Source organism: Pseudoalteromonas aquimarina (genome assembly GCF_049257255.1).
Taxonomy (GTDB): Bacteria; Pseudomonadota; Gammaproteobacteria; order Enterobacterales; family Alteromonadaceae; genus Pseudoalteromonas.
In genome coordinates, this window is the sequence record NZ_JBMMUG010000003.1 from 370,444 (window position 1) to 391,715 (window position 21,272).

Here is a 21,272-nt window from a genome sequence, read left to right on the forward strand (position 1 = left end):
ACGTTTAGCTTAGCTATTAAGATGAAATAGCTTCTGTCTTTTCTTCGTTTTTAAACTGGGTTATTCAAGGAAGAATATGATTAGTTTTAAATGTATTAGTGTCTGCACATCATTTGTAGCGATGTTGTTATGCTTTGTATTAATCATTCATCCAGACATTTTGTTTATGCTATTTGGCATAGAAAAGGAAAATGCGGGCATCTTTATTGGTCGAAGAACTGCGATGCTATTTTTAGGGTTGTCGATATTAACTTGGTGCGCTCGAAATACGGCCCATTCAAACGCTCGTCAGGCGATTTGCTTAAGCATAGCTATCTCGATGTTAGGGTTAGCTCTATTAGGTATTTTTGAGTACCTAAGTGGCACTGCCAGTATTGGTATTTTGCTTGCCATAGTGACAGAGGTTACGTTTGCACTGTTATATTTTAAAATCTGGCTGCATTATAAAGATGTTGTGATTGGGCTAAATATCAAAAACGCTTGATGTGTTTTTGCCAATAAAGTTAATTTATTGTAAATTACTCTGGTTGGTTTTTATTAGAGAAAAGAAGATTAAAAGGAATTAATATGCAAGATGAAATTCAAGGAAAAGTGTTAACTCGTGGCGAGTCAGGTTTAATCGCTGGGGTATGCTCTGGGTTAGCTGATTATTACAACGTTAGAAAAAATGGTCTTCGCCTCGCGTTTGTATTTACGAGCCTGATTTTAGTGTTCCCAGTTTTAATTTATCTTGTGCTGTGGATGATTCTACCTAAATACCCTTCTACCCAGGCGATGGCACGCCACTTAAGACGAAAAGCAATGGCAAAAAAATTGTAACTTGAATTAAGCTTTGCTTCAAAGAGATTCAAAAAAGGCGATTTCAAACTCTGTACCAACGCCAAGCTCGCTATTTACGGTCACCTTCGCGTTGTGTTGTTGCAAAATACTATAAGATATAGCAAGTCCCAATCCAGTGCCTTCACCGGGCGCTTTGGTTGTGAAAAACGGGGTAAAAATATCCGCCAAATGCGAAGGATCAATGCCATGTCCTTGATCTTTAACTGTTACAACTATTTTATTCCGATCTTTTTTACTACTGATTGTTAGTGTACCGCCCTCTGGCATTGCGTGTTTGGCATTTACAAATAGGTTTATAAATACTTGCTGTAATTTACCCGCGTTACCAAGAATATTTGCTTCGGGTAGCAGATCTTTAACTACCTGATGGTGATATTTAAATTCGTTACTTACCACATTTAGTGACTTTTCAATCACCACGTTTAAGTCAATGCTGTCGAGTTCATCATTATCCATGCGTGAAAAAGTACTCAAATCAGACACTATGTCTTTTACTCTAATAAGCCCTTGTACTGAAGCAACGAGAATCTCTTCGCTGTCAGAAAGCAAAAAATCTCCATCTAACGACTGCCATAGGCTAAGCATATTATCGACTTTGCTTTCGCTATTTAATTCAGCATTATTGAGTGGAGCTATTATTTCTGAAAAGTCACTAAAGTAATCGCGCATGGTATCGAGGTTACTTAACACAAAACCGATTGGGTTATTTATTTCATGGGCAACCCCAGCGGCTAATTGCCCGAGCGAGGCCAGCTTTTCTTGTTGTAGTAATTGCTGCTGGGTTTGCTCTAACATTTTATTACTGGTTTCAAGTTCAACTAAGCGCTCTTGCAGTGCTTCTTCAGCACGTTTACGTTCAATGGCCACTGCTAACATGCTGCGCGACGATTCTAGCGTTTGCAGCTTCACAATATTAATGTCGTCTTGTGATTCGTAGAGTAAAATTGCAATACCTACCGCTTTACCGCTAGGGACATCAAGGTTGTACAAAGGCACCATCACACTGTATTCAAAATTAGTATTGGGTGCTTTGCTGATCTCAACTAGTTCGAACATTTGCGATTCGCTTTCACTTGAAACATGTTGATAGAGCTTATTTCGATTTAGCTGGCTTAAAACAACTTTATATTGTTCAGGTAAAATTTCGGATTGTTGTTTAGAGGCTTGGCAATAATATTGAAATTGATGAAATGAAAGGTCAGCATGAATTTCAACAAATAAATTGTGCGCATTGCTCATAAAGTTATTGGTGCGCTCTAAATAATTAGCCACAATTTTTTGTAAGTTAGGCTGGCGCCATGTTTCGGCCAGTAAACCCGTTAAAAACTCAAGTTGCCCTTGCTGTGATGCAACTTCTTGTTGCGTATGGTTAACTGCTTCTTCTTGTTGGTACAGCTCTCGGGTGTAGTCTTCTAATTGTTTTTCGGCTTCTTTACGTGCTAATCGCTCACGTTCTAAGATGCGCTCAAGTGCAGCTATTTTTGCCTCGGCTTCGTTATTATCCATTGAACGTTACTTCAATTTCGCAGCATTCAGCACCTTGGTGCATACAACAGTTTTGTGAGATAGATACGGTTTCTTTAAAGTGATCTGCAGCCCCTAAAATCAGCCCTTCGGATAAAAAACACAGTTTTCGTGGCGAGCGATAGATCATAGTTAACTTATCATCAATATGATCGTCATAGTTAAATTCAGGCAATTGAGCATCTTTATAGAGTTTTTTCACTTCTACGTGAATTAATTCATCTACCATCATTAAAAATGCGCGCAGAGAAGGGGCTTTTTGCGCCTCTTCTGGCGCTTGTGGCATTAATATTGGAAAAAGGAAAACGCCAAATGCCCTGACTAGATCAGATACGGGAACTTCGAGTCGCTCTGACAAATAACCCACAATGGCAAAAAGTTCACTGTCGTCATATTGTTTTGTTGAGGTGTAAATACCATGAGAGGCTAAAGTATTGTTGGTAAGCGCATCATCCCACACTTGATAACCGTGGCCTTGCTCAACAAATTCTTGCAGTGCATTAAAGATTGCTCCTTTCATCATGTCCCCTTTTTTGCGCAAAATCAGGTTGATCAATTTAAAAAATAGTGTCACTTTTTAGTTAAGGCAATGTTTTTATAGTAAATAGCGATATCGCTTGGTTCGGGCATTATGATGACAGATAAGTTAAAAATGATGATCGTTGATGACGAAGTAGAAGTGTTGAATGCCCTGAAAAGGTTGTTCAGAAAAGACTATGACGTTGAAATATTTAGCGATCCCGAACTCGCTGCGCAACAATTTCTTGAAACGACCTATGCAGTGATTGTCTCTGATATGAAAATGCCGAAGATGACAGGCGCAGAATTACTTTCTAAAGCATGTGAAATTTGTCCTGATACACCGCGTATTTTACTTACTGGATATTCGGATATTGATTCAACCGCAATGGCGATAAACCAAGGCAAAATTAACAATTATGTAAGCAAGCCTTGGAGCAATGATGAATTGAAAAACGTGGTGCTGCAGGCGGTTGAGCAATTTCAGTTGAAACAATCTGTGCAGCGCTTAGAAGTTGAGTTGAAACTTAAAAATGATCTACTCAGGCAGCAAAATTTGGAGTTAGAAAGCAAAGTTGAAGAGCGTACAATGTCGCTGTCAAAACTTAACGAAAAATTGAAATCTGCCAACAATCGCCAGCGCAGCTTATTTTATGATGTGATTGAAATGATCAACTTGATCATTGAAGACACGACAGGTGGAGGCGAAGGCCATGTAAAGCGTGTTGCTAGTCATTGTCGAATGCTTGCGGCGACACTTGGACTTGAAAAAAACCAAGTAACCCAGGTGTATTTAGCTGGGCTTATGCATGAAATAGGCAAAGTATCTCTTACCGATAATTTAGCTAAAAGTATTGAAAACGAACTTTCTAGAGCGGAACTTTCTGAAAAGCAAACACATGCTGTTAAAGGCGCTGAAATTTTACAAACCGTGCCGCATTTAAAAGCGATTGGCACAGCGGTTAAGCATCAATATGAGCGTTTTGACGGCAGTGGTGTTCCTGAGCACTTAATCGGTTCAAATATTCCGATTGCATCACGTATTTTAACCGTGGTAAATGAGTTTGATAAGTTGGTGTTAGGGCGGATCAGCAAACAAAAACTGTCACAGCAACAAGCGATAGAATTTTTGAAAAAAGGACGTAAAACCCTTTTTGATCCTGAAGTGGTTGACGCTTATATCCAATTACTTTCGAGCAAAGTGTCTCTTGAACAACACAATATTGATTGGTGCGTTGGTGTTAACATGCTCGAGCCGGGTATGCATTTAAGCCAAGACTTAGTTAATAAACAAGGGGCAATTGTGCTTACACAAGGCACCGAAGTAACCCCAGCAGTCATTGCAAAATTAAAATCCTATGAAAAAGAGTGGCGTTACATTTTTAATATTTTCGTGCACTAATTTCTTGTACCCCACAATCCTGTTTCGAAATATGTTTAAGTGCAGGTGCAAAAATTGGCACTTAAACTTGCTTATTTGTTGAACTATCGCGTTAGATACATTTGAATTTCTTATGGTTAACATTTAAATAACTTGGTGTGTCAAAATGTGACCAAAAACACACTTTCTTACCGAAAACAGGCGATTTGCAGCCCATCCTATTTCTTTGAGCGTTAAACTATTTCTCACTTTCTTGCGACTAATTTCTAACTATAGTCAAGCACGTTGTTTGCGAAAAAATAAAATAGGGAACGCAATGAACATTACAACTCGGGCTTTAAAAAATCCGGCGGGGGTAGCGATATTTGTCACCTTGTGCTTGGTATTAGGAATAGTCAGTTTTACAAAACTACCTATTCAACTATTTCCAGATATAGAACGTCCTCAAATTACCATTTTTACCAGCTGGCGACAGGCGTCACCTGCGGAAATGGAATCTGAAATTCTTGAACCCCAAGAAGATGTATTGCAAGGCTTACCTGGGCTTACCAGTTTAAGAACGTTTGCTAATTCTGGGTCGTCGTTCGTTAACTTAACTTTCACTCTCGATACCGATATGGATAAAACCTTGATCGAAGTGATTAGTCGCATGAACCGTGTGCCACCGCTGCCACGCGATGTAAACCCGCCTGTGATCAGCTTAGGTGGCTTTAATGGCGGTGCACCAGCACTTACTTATTTCTTCTTACAAGCATTACCGGGCAATGATAAGCCGATTGGTGAATATGCTACGTTTTTTGATGACACCATTCGCCCACGCTTAGAAAGCATTCCGGGTGTTGCACGTGTGCAATTACAAACAGGTAACTCACGTGAGCAATTACAAATCGAATTTGATGCATACCGCGCTGCGGAGCTTGGCATCAATTTAACCCGCGTAAGCAATTTAATTGGTTCTGCTAATGATGCCTCGGGTGGTTATGCCGATATTGGTCGCCGCCGCTATACGCTGCGTTTTGCAGGTCGCTTTGATCCAACACAGTTAGGTAACTTAGTGCTTGAATGGCGCGATGGTAAGCCGATTAAACTAAGTGATATTGCAGAAATTAAAGTGACCCGTGACCAAGATAATGGCAGTGCGGTGCAAAATGGTAACCCTGCAATGTCAGTGCGCATTGACCGTGAAAGTGGCGCAAATGTTCTAGCCACCCTTGAGCGAGTTAAAGAGGAAGTTGATAAAATTCGCAGCCAAGTACTTGAGCCGCAACAACTGACAATGCATCAGTCGTTTGATGCCTCAGTATTTATTTACCGCGCGATAAATCTTGTATCAAGTAACTTAGTGCTTGGTATTTTACTCGCAGTGGGCGTTTTATGGTGGTTCTTACGTCAGCGCAGAGCCACTTTGATTGTGGCAATGGCTATTCCAATTTCAATTATGACGACCTTTATTGTGCTTAACATTACAGGGCGTTCGCTTAATGTGATATCACTGGCGGGTTTAGCTTTTGCAACGGGTATGGTACTCGATGCCGCAATTGTGGTGCTTGAAAACATTGTTCGGCTTAAAACCCAAGGTTTGCGCGCTGACAAAGCTGCGGCAAAAGGAACACAGTTGGTGTCAGGTGCACTTATGGCCTCAACAGCAACCACCATTGCGATTTTTATTCCGGTTATTTTCCTGCGCGATGTTGCTGGGCAGTTCTTTGCAGATTTAGCGCTCACCATTGCGATTGCTGTGTTTATTTCGTTATTGGTAGCACTTACGATTTTACCTGTGGCTGCGAAAATGTGGCTCACTCAGGCCGTGGAAGAAGATAGGCTTGATGGCCTTTGGCAAAATATCACCTCTAAAATTATGCAATTGACTAATTCAAGCAAAAAACGGGTAGCGGTGATTGTTACTCTGATGGCTGCGCCCGTGGCGTTAACTGTATTGTTATTGCCTCCACTTGATTATTTACCACCGGTAAAACGTGACGCAGTAGATGCTTTTGTTAGATTACCAACTGGTTCAAACCAAGAGTTTGTTGAGCGTGAATACATTAAACCGTTAGTTGAGCGCTTGCAGCCATATATGGATGGCACTAAGCAACCTGCGCTGAAGAACTACTATATTTTGTCGTTCCCAGGCAATGCAAACTTAGGTGTGCGTGCAAAAGATCAATCGCAAGTGAAAGAGCTTGAACGTGTAATGCGTGAAGAAATCTTGGTTGATTTACCAGATACCCGTGTTTTTTCTCAGCAAGGAAACCTCTTTGGTGGTTTAGGCTCTGGGCGCAGTATTCAAATTCACCTGCAAAGTAGAGACACACGCGCTATGGCGGATGTGGCTGATAAAGCTCGCGACATTTTGCAAGCACGTTTTGAAGGCAGCAATATTAACATCAACCCAGGTACGCAAGATGCGGAGCCGGAACTGCGTTTATTGCCAAATGATCGTCGCATGATGGAAGTGGGTTTTAACCGTCGCGATTTAGCGCAAATTACACGAGCAATGGGCACAGGCCTTTATGTGGGTGAATACTTTGATGGCAATAAACGCCTCGATATGATTTTTAAAGCCGAAGGCTGGCAAAATCCTGAAGAGCTTTCAGCAATGCCAATCACTACTCCGAGTGGCACCGTTGTGCAACTGGGCGAGCTAGTGGATGTAACGCGCACAGTTGGCCCATCTCGTATTCAACGTATTGACCGTCGCCGCACCATTACAGTGAATGTTAATCCGCCAGAAGGTATGTCGCTGCAACAAGCAATGTCGATTATTGAAACGGAAATTGAGCCGCAACTTAAAGCATTGATGCCTGCGGATGGTTCAATTAACTACGGTGGTAGTGCTGATAGTTTGAAACAGTCAATTCAAACCATGGGGCAAAACTTTATTTTGGCACTTGGATTACTATTTATTCTGATGGCCGGTCTCTTTAAATCGTTAAAAGATAGTCTCATGGTGACTTTATCGATCCCACTTGCAACGGTCGGTGGTGTACTGGCATTACAAATGATGAACTTAATTCAGTTCCAACCGCTTGATTTGTTGACCATGATAGGATTTATCATATTGCTTGGCTTGGTGGTTAACAACGCAATCTTACTGGTGGATCAAACTCGCCAAGGTGAACGTGAAGGCCTAAGCCGTGAAATGGCAGTAGAACAAGCACTGAAGCTACGTTTACGACCAATTTTTATGAGCACGTTAACCAGTATTTTCGGCATGTTACCACTGCTTATTATGCCGGGTGAGGGCAGTGTTATCTACCGCGGCCTTGCTGCTGTGATTGTAGGTGGCATGCTGTTCTCGACCTTATTCACCTTAGTACTGCTACCAGCGCTACTGAAACAATTTTCAACCCGAACAAGTGTTCAACCAACCCCTGTTACTTCAACTCAAACGCAACTGGAAGGGAATTAGTTATGAGATACGTTATTTCAACCATTTTATGTACCTTGCTGGCATTAATCAGCTGTTTTGCCAGTGCCAATGAACGTCCAGATCCGTTAGTTGCATTAGGAGAAGTTGAACAAGCCGAAATCGCTGAACAAATGTGGGTACCAGGCACTGTGGTAAGCCGTTTTGACTCGCGCCTGACCACTGAGGTTTCAGGTGTAGTAAAACGCATTGCTGAAGTAGGTGAGCGCTTTAAAAAAGGCGATACCATTTTGCTTTTGGATGATGCATTTTTGCAACTTGAAAAACAGCAAGCAAGTGCCAGCATTAAAAGCTTTGATACACGTGTTACTTTACTTGAGCGCCAATTAACACGTTTGGAAAAGCTTGGTAAAAACGCCTCTCTTGATGCCTTAGAGGCTAAAGAAGCTGAGCTGATGATGGCAAAACAAGAGCTTGAACAAGCTAAAATTACCTTTCAACGCATTGCCCTGCAATTAGGGAAAACACAGCTGGTAGCACCATTTGATGGCACAATTGTTGAGCGTTATAAACAAGTTGGCGAATTTAGCCAAACCAATGCACCTGCGGTGCGTTTAGTCAGTCTTGATGATTTAGAGGTTCGCGCTAATGCGCCACTCTCTCATACTCAATTTAACCAAGTGGGTGATGATGTATTTATTGCTAACAAAGAAGGTCGTTTTAGCTCAAAAGTTCGCGCTCTTGTTCCGGTAGGCGACGAATTAAGTCGTACCATGGAAGTACGTGTGTCATTAAGCGATCGCTCGTTACCTATTGGCACTGCGGTGCGGGTTAGCCTTGCCAGTAGTGCAAAACATAATGCGCTTACAGTTCATCGAGATGCGCTTATTTTACGTCAAGACAAAGTGTATGTGAATGTAGTGCAGGACGATTTAACTGTTAAACAAGTCACTGTGACACCTGGTAGTGGTTTTAATGAACTTATCGAAGTGAAAGGTGAATTAACATTAGGTGAAAAAGTGGCAATCCGTGGTGGTGAGATGCTGCGCGATGGCGCAAAAGTGCGTGTTAAATCAACTGACAACTTAGTTGCCTTGCGTTAAACAAAAAAGCGAGCCTAAGTGGCTCGCTTTTACCGAATTATGATTGATGGGTTGGTATTCACCTCGCCATAATCGTCAATGGTGGCGATAGAATCTTCTAACGTCAGCACCGCTAACTTTCCGTTTCCTACATTTCGAACAAATGCTAAATCATAACCATAGTTATGCAAGTCGTAGATGGCTATTCTTTGTTCGTCCGTTAACAAATCCATATGTTCATTAAATCTTGGATTGTTTACTCTACGGTCAATCATAATTACTACTCAACAAATAACCCTGACTTTTAAATATAGTTCATTTTCTATGCTGGGTAAAATATAGGCAGACGATATTTCATAAAGACATTTGCTGTTTTTCTGTGAATTGATTAAAGTCCCATTTTTCTCGAAATGAGAATGATATGTTTGCCTCTCTTTTTCCGTTAGTTGTTTTGGTTTTGCTTGGCTACCTTGCCATTCGCACTGGACGTGTCAGTCAAAGTACTATTTCTGAGTTAAGTAAAATCACCTTTAGTTGGTTATTTCCACTTTTTTTATTTATTAACATTGCACAGGCAAATTTGTCAGGTGTGCTGTCGTATTCGGTGTTTTTAACTTTTTACGGCGCTGTTTTTATCACTTTTTTATTTACTTATTTAGTGTCACCAAGGGTATTTAAAAAGGTGAATGAATCGCGAGCAGTTTTTGCGCTTGGCAGTACCTATTCCAATACCGTGATAGTAGGTTTGCCTATTTTAATCAGTTTAATCTCGCCGAATGTTACAGCGTTGGTATTTTTGATAATAAGTTTTCATAGTGCGATGCTATTTGCTGCAACCAGTTTTTTCACAAGCGTTACGACCAATAAAACGTTTGATGTTAAGTCATTTTTGCTTGAGCTTTGCAAAAATCCTTTATTAGTTGGTATTTATGCTGGTTTGTTAATGAATCTGACGGGCATGGATTTCCCGGAGTTTATTAGTAGTTCACTTCATTTAATGACAAAACCTGCGTTGACGTTGGCACTGTTTATTTTAGGCGCCAATCTCTACCAATACAGATTAGCGGGCAGTTATGGGCAGATAGCAACTGCCAGTATAATTAAATTAATTTTATTGCCGCTATTTACGCTTTTATTGGCTCATGAGGTATTTCAGCTAAGCCAAAATCTCGTTTTGACCTTAGTTGTATTAACCGCCTGCCCAACAGGTGTGAATGCCTATATTGTTGCCTGTCAGCAAAATCACGGGCAAAGCGTTGTAGCAGGCACCGTTGTGATGAGTACACTGCTTAGCGTTATTACTATCCCTGCCTGGCTTTTGATATTGGAGTATGGCGTATTTTAATAATACGCATTACTTCAGAAACCTTTCATTGTGTTGCTATTCAGTAAACCTAATGACTATCGAATAGGTTAGCAATTAACATCCGAGCACCAAAGACAACTTTTTTGTATTAAATACCCACGCTAAATGTAATCTCAAATAGGGTGTTCGGTTATTTAATAGTCGATAAATTGATTAGTATTCTAACTAATGTTATATTGTTTAGTGTTCTAATTAATTTTAAAGAGACTTACACCTGTTAGAGTTCTTAATTCCTCTAACATTAAATAATTATGTATTACTTCCACCTATGTTCAATTAACCATATTGCTATCAATTCTAATTATGTTTTGTGTGTTCAACATTGACTTGTTTTATCACCATACAAATTCCCTTTTTATACAAATTAACAGCAAGGATACTAGATGATGACAGCGACGCAATTTGACAGTGAAATGACATTAACTGGAAACAACATTCGATTTGGTAAATTAAATGACCGTGTTTACATTACGGACGCAACAATTGAGTTACCAAACACCTTTCATAAAGAGGTTGAAGATTTTGCTAAACAAGGTGGCTACAGCAAGATCATTGCGAAAGTAAAAGATGCGCAAGTATTGCCATTTCTTAAACGCGGTTATCAAATTGAGGCAACGGTGCCTGGTTATTTTGGTCTTCAGGACGCTATTTTTATTTCTCGCTTTTTTGATGAAGAGCGCGCATCTTGTGATCATATGGATTTAAGTGATGACATTTTAAATGAAGTGCAAAATGTTGATACATGGCAGCCTTCATCATTTTCGCAGCCGGTGTTTTTTCGTAAGTGTAACCAAGCTGATGTACGTGCACTTTCGAAACTCTATCAATTAGCTTTTTCTAGCTATGGCTCTCCAATAGGCGATGAACATTACATATCACAAAGTATTAAAAACGGTGTGGATTATTTTTGTGTCGAATATATGGATGCAATTGTTGCCTGTGTGCGCATTGAATATGAAAAAGATGCACCGAATGCGCGTCTGTACGACACGGTAGTACTTAGTCAATTTCGCAATGAAGGCATTGCCTCTGCTTTAATCTATGAAGCCAGTAAATACCTCAAAAACAATGGGGTTGAGTTTATTTATTCCGTTTGTAGAGCATCATCGTTTGCGATTAACAAAGTATTTGCTCGTCTCGATTTTGAATACGGTGGGCGACTGATAAACAATAACTTGGTAAACAACAAGCTTGTTTCTATGAATGTATGGTCGCAGAAACTTTGATATCAAATTAATCAATGGTCATTAATTTGAAGGAGAAGGGCACATGAAAACCGTTTTTAAAGAGCAGCTTGATAGCTTAACTGACAACCAAAATACACGTTTTTTTACAAGCCAAATTAGCCAGTTACTCAATGAACGGGCATGTGAGCTCGATCATATCTTAATTGAAATGTGGCGCGAGTGCGGCCTCGTAAACTCAAGCTGTTCGTTAAATGCTGTGGGTGGTTATGGTCGAGCATCACTCCATCCTTACTCAGATATTGATATTGCGATTATTGTTGCTGATGAAGAGAATATTCCAGAGGCAAAACTACGTGAATTTATTGCTGGTTTATGGGATTTAGGGCTCGATATTGGTCACTCTGTTCGCACTTTATCACAAGCGAAAAAATATGCCCGCGAAGACATTACTATTGCCACAAACCTACTCGATATTCGCTGTTTATATGGCGATAGCCAACATGCAGATGAGTTATTGTCATTTTTGTATGATAAAAATGACATAACAGATCATGCGTTTTTTAACGCAAAACTGTTAGAACAATCAACGCGCCATAAGAAGGCACTAAATACCGCACTTTATTTAGAACCAAATATCAAAACAAACCCTGGCGGTTTGCGTGATTTTCAAACCATAGTTTGGGTGGCAAGAAAGCATTTACAACTATCAAATAATCAATTGCTAGCTGAAGGTAGGTTGCTCCAAGAAGATGAGCAATTTGAGCTGATTGAGTGTTATGACTTTATTTGCCGAATTCGTTGGGCACTTCATTGTGTGGCTAACCGAGCACAAGAAGTTTTACTTTTTGAGTATCAAGCACAAGTGGCTGAGTTTTTAAAATTTGGTCGTGGCGATAGTGCACAACAAGCAATTGAACGTATGATGCGCCAGCTCTTTCGTGCTATGACACGACTGCAAGAGCTAAATCAAATTTTATGTGAAAATGTACGCAGTTGTATTACTAAAGATCAGCAAAAACATTCACAAAAAATTGATCAACACTTTTCACTGGTGGATGGCTTGATTGAAACGAATTCATCAAGTGTCTTTATTGATAAATCACAAGTAATCAGGCTATTTGGTTTGCTTGCTGAAAACCCGCATGCAAAAGGTATTTCGTCAAATACCCTTCAATTATTACGCAAAGTTCGTCATCGTTTATTAGGTGAACTGCAAGACTATCAAAGTTGTCGTGAACAATTTATAAAATTATTTGAACAGCCTAATACGCTTAAAAAAGTGCTTGGTTTAATGCACCGCTACGGAGTGCTTGAAATGTACTCTTCACAGTGGGCGCAAAGTGAAGGTCGCATGCAGTTTGATATTCATAATGCCTACACGGTTGATGAGCACGTTTATAAAACGGTGTCGTATATTTCTGATTTTGCCAATTGTCATGAAGCGCAAGAAAGTTACCACATTGCTTATGGACGAGTGCAAAACAAATTAGCCTTGTTTTTAGCGGCGTTTTGTCATCATCTTGCTGGTTCGCAAGAGAGCGAAAGCCACGGTACCAGTGCTATTTTGGCAAGAGAATTTGCCCGTTTTCACAATTTAAAAAATGCATCAGTTGAGTTGGTTGTTTGGTTAGTAGAGCACCAAGAGTTATTTATAAATACTAGCCGTACGTTGGATATTTATGATCCCCGTACAATTAAATCTCTCAATAAAAAAATCAAATCGCTGGAACGTTTAAATGCGTTATATACCTTCACTGTCGCCGATATTATGGCCACTAATGAAGATGCATGGAATGATTGGCAAGCAGCTACGCTTGAGCAGCTTTATATTGCATGTAGAGAAGCCTTTAAAACCGATGGACAAAGTATTTTTGAACAGCGAACTGTGATCCGAGAGAATAAAGCGCAGGCCCACACCATTTTATTGAAAAGTAATATCGCACTTGACGATGTGACAACGTTTTGGTCAACACTGCCAAACAGCTTTTTCACTTTCACTAGCGCAAAAGAACTAGCAGAAATTACAGCCAAAATAGTAACTACACGTCAGTTTCCATTAGTGTTTCTCACGCAAAGTGAGCAAATAGGCTGCTCAACGTTAGTGGTATATACCCCAAATCGAGAAAAACTGTTTGTCGATATTTTCAATACGTTAACGCGCTCTAAAGTAAATGTTAAAGATGCTGAACTACTTGAAACAAAGGACGGTAATGTGCTTGAGGTGTTTCGCGTATTAGATGTAAATGATGAGCAACTGTGTGAACGTTTTCGTATAGAGCGTGTGATAAGGCAGATAGAGCAAGTGATCACTAAGGGTTACAAAGATTGTAAATTACCAGTTGCAAAGAAAATCAAAAGCTTTGACTCAGAACCTATGGTGGAATTTATACCTACACCAAAAAGAGGGCGCACGTTGCTTAAAGTAACAACACTCAATAACCCTAGCTATGTCGATAAAATTTGCTCGGTGTTTCGCAATCACACCTTGTCTATTCATTCAGCTAAAGTAACCACACTGGGTGAAAGTCTTGAAAGTGTGTTTTTACTATCAGACAGTAACAACCAGTGTTTAAAAGAAGATTTGCGCAGCCAAGTAGTTGATGCGTTTGGTTATAAACTAAGTTAGTTATTATTTTCGTCGTTAGTACTTACGCTCATTGGCGCAATCTCTAACATCGGCGCGGCATCAAGATCTGTTGCATCCATCATGCTTGCAATACGTTGCATTGATGAAAGTAATAGGCTTTGTTCCCACTGTTCAAGCGCGCAAAAATTCTTAATAAAGTGTTCTTGTAGCGGCTGCGGTGCGTCAATTAACGACATTTTGCCTTTTTCAGTAAGAAATAAACTGACGCGGCGTTTATCTTCTTTACTTCGAACACGTTCTACTAGGTCACGTGATTCTAATCTGTCGAGAATATTTGTCACTGTTGCAGCGCTTAAATTAATTTCTTTGGCAACGGCGCCTGCTGTGACACCTTTAACACGGGCAATTTCTTGCATTATCAACAGTTGTGGCCCAGTTAAACCTGAAGACTTATTAAGTTGTTTTGAATGTAAATCGATGGCTCGGATCACCTTGCGGATAGAAACAAGCAGCTCTTCGTATTTTTCCATATTTTGATCTTAGCGCTATAGAAGTGTCATAAATTAATAATTTGAGTTGATAATAACAAATTGTCTTTGTCAAAACAGTTTTAAAATTATTTTACGCGCTAATTAGCGCGTTAAATAAGTCAAAAGGTATTAATTTATAATGATTTTTAACCAAAACTCTATTAATCTTTTAAAATAGCAACGGATGATTTGTGAATTATTTATGATGAAAAAAAGTTTTAACTTTGAAGATATTATTCAAATTTGCGTTGGCGCTTTTGCCCTAGCGGTACCCATTTCATTTTCTGAAGAAGCATGGCAGTTAGCCCAAACACTGCCTTTTACCAACTTATTACTGCTTTTTAGCTTATCGCTTATTTTTTTAAGCCTTTATACCTTTGAAAGTGTCTTTCAGCGAAATATTAATACCCGTCGCGTTTTGTTTGTAACACGGATTGTGATTGCTTACCTAATTACATTTTTAATTGTCTGTTTGGTACTTTTGAGCATTGATAAATTACCCATTTCTAGTGATCCGCTCATAGCCTTAAAACGCGTTGTTGTGATTTCAATGCCTGCATCAATGGGAGCGATTATCGTTGATAGTTTTGATAAAGAATAATTGGTATTTAATACGCTTTTATCAGGTTATTAGCGAGTAATATTGACCGCAACCAAACATATCTATCAAATTGTTTTTTAACCACTGTCTGCCATACTCAATAAGAGTTTCACTGTAATTAAAGGGATTTCAGTTGAGCACAATGACAGAACAGTTTTTTCGTGGCGATTACATGCCGCATGGGCATTGTTATCTTTGGCAACCCCACATTTTATGGACCCATGTTGTCTCTGACCTATTAATTGCAACCGCTTATTTTTCAATACCTTTTGCGCTGATAATGTTTATGCGCAAACGTAATGATATTGGCTACCACAACGTATTCTTGCTTTTTTCTCTGTTTATTTTGTTTTGCGGTATCACTCACCTGTTTGGTATTTGGACTATTTGGCAGGGAGTTTATGGCTATCATGGTATTGCCAAAGCGGTTACTGCCTTGGTGTCTATTACTACTGCATTTTATCTTTATAAATTACTACCAGATTTACTGAGAGTGCCTACGATTTCCCAATATGAGGGCATTAAGTCGCAATACGGCTATTCAAAACGGGAAAATAAAATTCTTACTGGGTTATTGGAAGGGCATATTCAAACTAAATGGATGCTCGACTCATTGCCTCTCAGTTTTATATTAGCGAATGAGCATGGCGATATTGTGTTTGTGAATGAACACTTTAGAAGTGAATTTGGCAATCCAGTGGATAAACTCGGAAATTTAATCCATGCAAATAGCCAAGAGTTTGAACGAATTATTCAATCAAATGCGGATTCGCTAGAGTTTAACGAAAGCACTAATTTTATAGGCCATGTACACACTGAAACATTAAGTAAAAGTGTTGAAATCATTTTAAATAAAAAACAATACGAAGGCGAAACGCAATTATTAATTACCTTAAAAGATTTAAAAGAGGTGGCTTCATTAAAACAGCAACTAGTAGAAACAAATGCACGCTTCGAACGCGCTATTTCAGCCACGAACGATGGTATTTGGGATTGGAATATCGTTACAGGCAAGCAGGTATGGACACCTAAGTTTTATGAATTAATAGGACTAGCTAAGACAGAAGAGGCGAATTATGAAACTTGGTTCAATCATATCCACCCAGCCTATCAAGAAAGCGTGCAACAAGCAGTCGACATTCACCTACAAACAGGCGTTAAATATGAAGTTGAATATTTAGGGCGCAACAGTGAGGGAGAATACGGCTGGTTTTTAACACGTGGAAACTCAGTTTACGATGATAAAGGTGTACCAATCATGATGTCTGGCTCGTTAAGGTATATTGATGAGCAAAAGCAAGCACAAACTTTACTCGATGAGCGTACTCAGTTCCTAGAAGCACTTTATATGGGAACAAATCACGGTATTTGGGTGGTTGAATACTTAGATAGTGATTTTAAGTTTACGACTTACAATAAGACCGCTTTAAAATGGACTGGCATCACGCATCAGCAAATTATTAATAAAAAACTTTCAGAGTTAAGTTTTTTCCCCGATGAAGTAAAGCAACACTTATATGAACGTTACTCAACTTGTATAGAGCAAGGCACACCCCTTGAGTACGTTGAGTATATTCCATTTGAAGGCAAAGCTAAGTGGTTTAAAACATCCCTGTATCCAGTCAATGAAAACTACTTAATTGGCAGTGCGGTCGATATCACCAGTGAAAAAGAATCGCAGCAACAGTTGGCTGAAAACCATAACTTCTTAGAGAGCTTATTAGACAGTTCAGTCTGTGGTTTTTATATCTTCAATTTAGAGACGCAACAAAATGAACGCATTAATAAAACCTACACTGAACTGCTTGGCTACGACCTCGATGATTTTACTAATGACGTTGATTTACTCGAGAAATTTCATCCAGATGATAGAGCAAGTGTATTCCAGCATATGGAGGTGATTTTAAATACGCCGGGTAACGAAAAGCACTATTTAGAATATCGTTTCAGACATAAAAAAGGGCATTGGGTGTGGTGCTATTCTGTTGATTCAGTTTTAGAGCGCGATGAAGATGGTAAGCCAACACGTATGCTCGGCACGTTTGTAGATGTGAGCGATAAAAATGAGTTTTTAAATAAACTTAAAGCGTCCAATGAGTATTTGGAACAATTTGCGTTTATTGCATCTCATGACTTACAAGAGCCATTACGAAAAATATCCGCTTTTAGTGAGTCAATTTATCAACGACTCCAAGAGCAATTTAAATCGGACCCTGATAGTGAATTTGAATTAGAGCGATTGCAGTTGGCTGCTAAAAGGCTGAGCAAAATGATTGAAGATTTGCTTAAGCTATCGCGCATTAATACTAATACACTTTGCTTTGATACGGTTGAATTTAAACATATCTTGGCACCTGTTTTAGAAGGGCTCGAGTTAGTTATTGAACGTGCTAATGCCAGCATTGAATGTGAAAATGAGCAGCAAAAAATCACCGTAGATGTTGGGCTTTTCTCACAAGTACTACAAAATCTTATTGGTAATGCTATTAAGTTTGCCAAAATCAACGTACCACCCAAAATAGCCATTAGTGTTGAAGAGAATGAATCATCAGTGGTAATTACATTGAGTGATAATGGTATTGGCCTTGATTCAGCGCATTCAAAACGAATTTTTGAACCGTTTAAGCGGTTACATACTCGTGAACAATATGAGGGAAGTGGCATTGGTTTGGCAATTGTCGCGCAAATAATAAAGGTTCATAACGCGCAAATTAGATGTGAAAGTATTGAAGGTGAAGGCACTCGGTTTATTATCGAGTTACCTAAGGAGTACTAGTTTTGCTTAATTTAATTTTGATTGATGATGACCCTGATGAGGCATATATTCTAAAACAAGCACTTAAAAAAGTAGATCAAGATAAAGTGTTGACTCATTTTGACAATGGCAATCAATTTGTCGATTCGTTAGCGCAATATTTAGGTTCCAATTGTTTGGTTTTACTAGATTTGAATATGCCACAAAGCGGTGGGTTAGAAATACTTAAAAAAATCAAAGCGAATAAACAAGCGGCTAATGTACCTGTTGTGATTTATTCAAATTCAAATAGCCCGCACGATATTGAATTATCATATGAGCAAGGCGCTAATTCATATGTGCGAAAACCCCAAGGGCTAAATGAAACGGTAGATTTTTTAAGTGCATTATTAAACTATTGGCAAAGGGTAAATAAAACATGAGTGAGCAAAGAAAGTTTAAGTCTAATCATCTCATTTATTTGCTAGAAGATGATAGTGATGATGCTTACCTGATCAGAAATGCCTTAAAAGACGATAAGATTATTAGTCACTCCATAATGACATTCGATTCGTTAGAAAAGTTGGTGCAAGCCCTAGCTAATTTCAAGCCTGACCTGATCATTATGGATTTAAATGTTACCGATAGTGACGGCTATAATACCATGCTAACAGTGAAGCACAGCGCACAATCAGTGCCAATTGTAGTAGTTACAGGCGTTGCTGATGAGGCTATGGGTGATAGACTTATTCAACTTGGTGCACAAGATTATGTGCCAAAATCAGAGCTTACCTCGTCGCTGTTACAACGGGTGATCCGCTTTTCAAAAGAACGCCACCATTTATTGCAGATTTTAGAAAATTCAGCGAATCGTGACGCACTAACAAAATTGTACAGTCGTAAGGCACTTGACCTAAAACTCGAAGAATTAGTAAAACACGCCCAGCGCTATGGGGAAACGTTCGCCATATTATTTATCGATTTAGATAATTTTAAACCTATTAACGACCAATTTGGCCATGATGCGGGCGATCAATTATTGCAGCATGTCGCAAATCGCCTCACGTTATTTAGTCGCTCTACCGATTTTGTCGCACGTTTTGGCGGTGATGAATTTGTAACACTACTGCCACATATTAAAAATGCAGACGATGCACATCAAGCGAGCCAACAGCAGCTTAATGCTATTTGCGATGACTTTTATATTACAGATATAGACGGGCAAGCGCAGCAAGTGCACTTATCCGCTAGCATTGGCTTCGCGCTTTTTGGAGAGCATGGTGAAACGGCGGTAGAGCTAATAAAGGCGGCAGATAACGCAATGTATCACAATAAACAAAAAGAAAGCCGTTGATGGTGATGCTTATATTTAAACACAAGCAATGCTAATTGAGCTGATAGTCAAAATAACGTGAATAAATAAGATGTACTAGCTCATATCTGATCTTATTACAGTTTAAGTAAATAAGTTTAGACTTCGTCAGACAGACAGTTTTGAGCGAATAGTAGCCGTTGAATAATCTATTTCATTTCTTAATGATTATTTCCCCCTTAATAATATTAACAGGCAATTTGCCTGTTTTCTGCAACTGATTAAATGTTAATTTTCAATTAACTATCTGACTAGTAACAACTAATTATTAGTGTTATAAATTACATCAGTATGTAAACAGGCGATGTTGCAGTAGAAAAAGAGGCAACTTGCCTCTTAATAAACTGTTAGGTTACAAGGCAATATCGGAGAGTATATTAAGCTATTGTATTAAATGAGATAATTGACTTATGTTCAGGCATATGGTATCGTTAGAGCCGCTTGTAAAACTTGTTTTGAAGCGGCTCTAACGATACCATATGCTGGTAACCCATTCTTTGTTTTATCCTTATTTTTCAATCGCTTACTTAAGTTCTTTGCTTTTCCTTTCTTAGAAAAGGTTTTTGTCTTTACGTGTGTTATTTTTTTCATGTTGCAGATCTCCGATAGTGCAATTAATGGACTTATTTCTACGTTCATTATACCATATCTACTTGAAAAACTTAAGAATAATGAGTAGTTTGCAACCTAACAAGTCATTAAAGCAGGACAAAAAACAGTTGGTTTTTGCTCCTGCGTCGCTTATTTTAACCAACTATTTTTTGCCTCTTAATGAGGCGTTATGTGCTTCAGGAGTTCACACTGCAATGGAATTAAAAGAACAATATAGTGACCAAGCACGAATTCAGCTCAATTTTGCTTCGTTTATGGTCATCGCAATTTGGATTTGTTTCGGTGTAGCACTTGCCTTCGGTGTTGCCTTTCATTTGGTAATCAGCAACGTATTTATTGCAGAGGGTTCCGAAGGTACAATTTTTATTTTATCTACCTTAATGTACTCAACACTTGGTTTTATCTTTTCATTAATCGGGTCAGCGGCTATTTACCCACTTTATAAACTGTGGTGCGAGAATATGAGAGGGCAGAGTGTGAAAGGTAAATTTGCTTTTATCAGCAAAGGCACATAACAAACGTATTAACACTCGCTGCGCTCGCTAGGGACAAAAACACGTAGGCTCCCTGCGCTTCGCTTGGTTTTGTAGCCTACGTATTTTTGTCCGTTATGCGGGCGTTAGTTTATGGAGAAGCTATGCGATGACAGACTTAACAAACTGGGTGCTGATCAAGGATATTGCGCTGTCTTTGATTGAAACAAATGATAGACCTGTTTCTGCCTCTGAAATACGAGAGGTTTTTGAAAAGCTTCACCCTGAACGAAAGTCAATAAATGTTGCGGCTGACATGAATATGTTAACTGTAAATTCGCAATCAAGACTTAGCTATTTGCACATATTCGGTAAGGTCTCGCCTTCAGGCAAAATAATGAATCCAGCACTAAATAGCAGGCCATTTGATGAGTATCCGAGAAAATCATGCGAAAGTAACCCGAAAGATGTTTTTTTCAAATCTGGTCGTGGTATGTATGAAAAGTATAACTCAAACCTTCATGGGGTTTGGTATATCAACCTTGGCCATGATTATGTAAACCGCCTTAAATGCCTAAGTGAATTTGAAGTAAAAGAAAAAAGCTTCTATTCAGATGTTAAAGAGTCTTTTAAGTTATCAGCAGCTCAGAGGTCCCAATTTGTTAATTCGGTTAAGCAGGTTGAATATGAAATAGTCCAAATAAAGAGGTTTAAAAGGAACCCACATGTTGTTGCTGAGAGACTGCATCGCGCAGATGGTAAGTGTGATAAGTGTGGCAGGTCTGCTCCATTTGATCGTAGGTCAGACGGAACTCCTTATTTAGAGGTTCATCATTTGGTCCACCTTTCAGAAGGTGGGTCTGACTCACTGGACAATACATTGGCCTTATGCCCAAATTGCCATAGAGAGTTTCATTTTGGTTAAAACTAACAAATGCTTTTAGACGAATTCTTGAACGTGTGTCGGAGTCGCTTCGCTTACACATGGCACACGTTCACAAACCGCTTAAGCAAGCTTAACGAATAACAGCTTCTGGCACATATGCAACGGTCAAATTTGATTCAGTTTTATTATTCGAGTTTGACAGTTTAAG

Annotated in this window: 19 protein-coding genes; 14 read left to right on the forward strand and 5 right to left on the reverse strand. The window is 39.1% G+C overall.

Annotation, left to right across the window (positions count from 1 at the left end; genetic code table 11):
- The first annotated feature begins 76 nt into the window (after positions 1-76).
- Together AAEU29_RS09675 and AAEU29_RS09680 are read left to right on the forward strand one after the other, a co-directional pair.
- Entirely contained in the window at positions 77-484 is a 408-nt protein-coding gene (locus tag AAEU29_RS09675) for a hypothetical protein (RefSeq protein ID WP_421973128.1), read from the forward strand.
- Positions 485-567: 83 nt separating this feature from the next.
- Positions 568-819, forward strand: coding sequence for a PspC domain-containing protein (locus AAEU29_RS09680; RefSeq protein WP_421973129.1), 252 nt, complete (start codon positions 568-570; stop codon positions 817-819).
- Between the two features lie 18 nt (positions 820-837).
- On the opposite strand, the gene AAEU29_RS09685 is transcribed toward AAEU29_RS09680, so the two are convergent.
- Both AAEU29_RS09685 and AAEU29_RS09690 read right to left on the reverse strand, forming a co-directional pair.
- Complete coding sequence (locus AAEU29_RS09685; protein WP_421973130.1) at positions 838-2,346, reverse strand: ATP-binding protein; 1,509 nt, start codon at positions 2,344-2,346, stop codon at positions 838-840.
- Positions 2,339-2,884, reverse strand: coding sequence for a heme NO-binding domain-containing protein (locus AAEU29_RS09690; RefSeq protein ID WP_421973131.1), 546 nt, complete (start codon positions 2,882-2,884; stop codon positions 2,339-2,341). Before AAEU29_RS09690 ends, AAEU29_RS09685 begins: the two co-directional genes overlap by 8 nt.
- A 114-nt stretch (positions 2,885-2,998) precedes the next feature.
- On the opposite strand from AAEU29_RS09690, the gene nosR reads away from it, so the two are divergent.
- From nosR to AAEU29_RS09705, 3 genes are all read left to right on the forward strand, one after another.
- Positions 2,999-4,285 carry a response regulator c-di-GMP phosphodiesterase, NosR family gene (gene nosR, locus AAEU29_RS09695; protein ID WP_421973132.1) on the forward strand — a complete coding sequence of 429 codons (1,287 nt, stop codon included), beginning with the start codon at positions 2,999-3,001 and terminating at the stop codon, positions 4,283-4,285.
- Between the two features lie 295 nt (positions 4,286-4,580).
- Positions 4,581-7,676: an efflux RND transporter permease subunit gene (locus AAEU29_RS09700; RefSeq protein WP_421973133.1), complete on the forward strand. Its 3,096-nt coding sequence runs from the start codon at positions 4,581-4,583 to the stop codon at positions 7,674-7,676.
- Between the two features lie 2 nt (positions 7,677-7,678).
- On the forward strand, positions 7,679-8,737 hold the full coding sequence (locus tag AAEU29_RS09705) for an efflux RND transporter periplasmic adaptor subunit (protein WP_421973134.1): 1,059 nt from the start codon (positions 7,679-7,681) through the stop codon (positions 8,735-8,737).
- 29 nt (positions 8,738-8,766) lie between these two features.
- On the opposite strand, the gene AAEU29_RS09710 is transcribed toward AAEU29_RS09705, so the two are convergent.
- Positions 8,767-8,991 (reverse strand): hypothetical protein, encoded by a 225-nt coding sequence (locus AAEU29_RS09710; RefSeq protein ID WP_274763418.1) that lies wholly within the window; start codon positions 8,989-8,991, stop codon positions 8,767-8,769.
- A gap of 146 nt (positions 8,992-9,137) precedes the next feature.
- Between AAEU29_RS09710 and AAEU29_RS09715 the strand changes: the two genes are divergently transcribed.
- The 3 genes from AAEU29_RS09715 to glnD all read left to right on the forward strand — a co-directional run bounded on the left by AAEU29_RS09715 (position 9,138) and on the right by glnD (position 13,895).
- A complete protein-coding gene (locus AAEU29_RS09715) occupies positions 9,138-10,061 on the forward strand; it encodes an AEC family transporter (RefSeq protein WP_421973135.1) in 924 nt (307 codons plus the stop codon).
- Between the two features lie 404 nt (positions 10,062-10,465).
- Positions 10,466-11,308, forward strand: a complete 843-nt coding sequence (ablB, locus tag AAEU29_RS09720) for a putative beta-lysine N-acetyltransferase (RefSeq protein WP_421973136.1) — start codon at positions 10,466-10,468, stop codon at positions 11,306-11,308.
- A 43-nt stretch (positions 11,309-11,351) separates the two neighbouring features.
- Positions 11,352-13,895, forward strand: a complete 2,544-nt coding sequence (gene glnD / locus AAEU29_RS09725) for a [protein-PII] uridylyltransferase (protein WP_421973137.1) — start codon at positions 11,352-11,354, stop codon at positions 13,893-13,895.
- Here glnD and AAEU29_RS09730 read toward each other — a convergent pair.
- A complete protein-coding gene (locus tag AAEU29_RS09730) occupies positions 13,892-14,386 on the reverse strand; it encodes a MarR family winged helix-turn-helix transcriptional regulator (RefSeq protein WP_421973138.1) in 495 nt (164 codons plus the stop codon). The genes glnD and AAEU29_RS09730 overlap by 4 nt on opposite strands.
- A 205-nt stretch (positions 14,387-14,591) precedes the next feature.
- On the opposite strand from AAEU29_RS09730, the gene AAEU29_RS09735 reads away from it, so the two are divergent.
- The 4 genes from AAEU29_RS09735 (at position 14,592) to AAEU29_RS09750 (ending at position 19,075) form a co-directional block, all read left to right on the forward strand.
- The gene (locus AAEU29_RS09735; RefSeq protein WP_421973339.1) at positions 14,592-14,987 is read left to right on the forward strand and encodes a DUF2391 family protein; all 396 of its coding nucleotides are present in this window, start codon (positions 14,592-14,594) and stop codon (positions 14,985-14,987) included.
- Between the two features lie 142 nt (positions 14,988-15,129).
- The gene (locus AAEU29_RS09740) at positions 15,130-17,763 is read left to right on the forward strand and encodes a PAS domain-containing sensor histidine kinase (protein WP_421973139.1); all 2,634 of its coding nucleotides are present in this window, start codon (positions 15,130-15,132) and stop codon (positions 17,761-17,763) included.
- Between the two features lie 2 nt (positions 17,764-17,765).
- The gene (locus tag AAEU29_RS09745) at positions 17,766-18,164 is read left to right on the forward strand and encodes a response regulator (protein WP_274763412.1); all 399 of its coding nucleotides are present in this window, start codon (positions 17,766-17,768) and stop codon (positions 18,162-18,164) included.
- Positions 18,161-19,075 carry a two-component system response regulator gene (locus AAEU29_RS09750; RefSeq protein WP_421973140.1) on the forward strand — a complete coding sequence of 305 codons (915 nt, stop codon included), beginning with the start codon at positions 18,161-18,163 and terminating at the stop codon, positions 19,073-19,075. Before AAEU29_RS09745 ends, AAEU29_RS09750 begins: the two co-directional genes overlap by 4 nt.
- 432 nt (positions 19,076-19,507) lie before the next feature.
- On the opposite strand, the gene AAEU29_RS09755 is transcribed toward AAEU29_RS09750, so the two are convergent.
- The gene (locus AAEU29_RS09755; RefSeq protein ID WP_421973141.1) at positions 19,508-19,684 is read right to left on the reverse strand and encodes a hypothetical protein; all 177 of its coding nucleotides are present in this window, start codon (positions 19,682-19,684) and stop codon (positions 19,508-19,510) included.
- Positions 19,685-19,899: 215 nt separating this feature from the next.
- Here AAEU29_RS09755 and AAEU29_RS09760 point away from each other — a divergent pair, with 215 nt between their 5' ends.
- Together AAEU29_RS09760 and AAEU29_RS09765 are read left to right on the forward strand one after the other, a co-directional pair.
- Positions 19,900-20,220 carry a hypothetical protein gene (locus AAEU29_RS09760; RefSeq protein ID WP_421973142.1) on the forward strand — a complete coding sequence of 107 codons (321 nt, stop codon included), beginning with the start codon at positions 19,900-19,902 and terminating at the stop codon, positions 20,218-20,220.
- Positions 20,221-20,347: 127 nt separating this feature from the next.
- Positions 20,348-21,103 carry an HNH endonuclease gene (locus AAEU29_RS09765; protein ID WP_421973143.1) on the forward strand — a complete coding sequence of 252 codons (756 nt, stop codon included), beginning with the start codon at positions 20,348-20,350 and terminating at the stop codon, positions 21,101-21,103.
- Positions 21,104-21,272 lie beyond the last annotated feature (169 nt).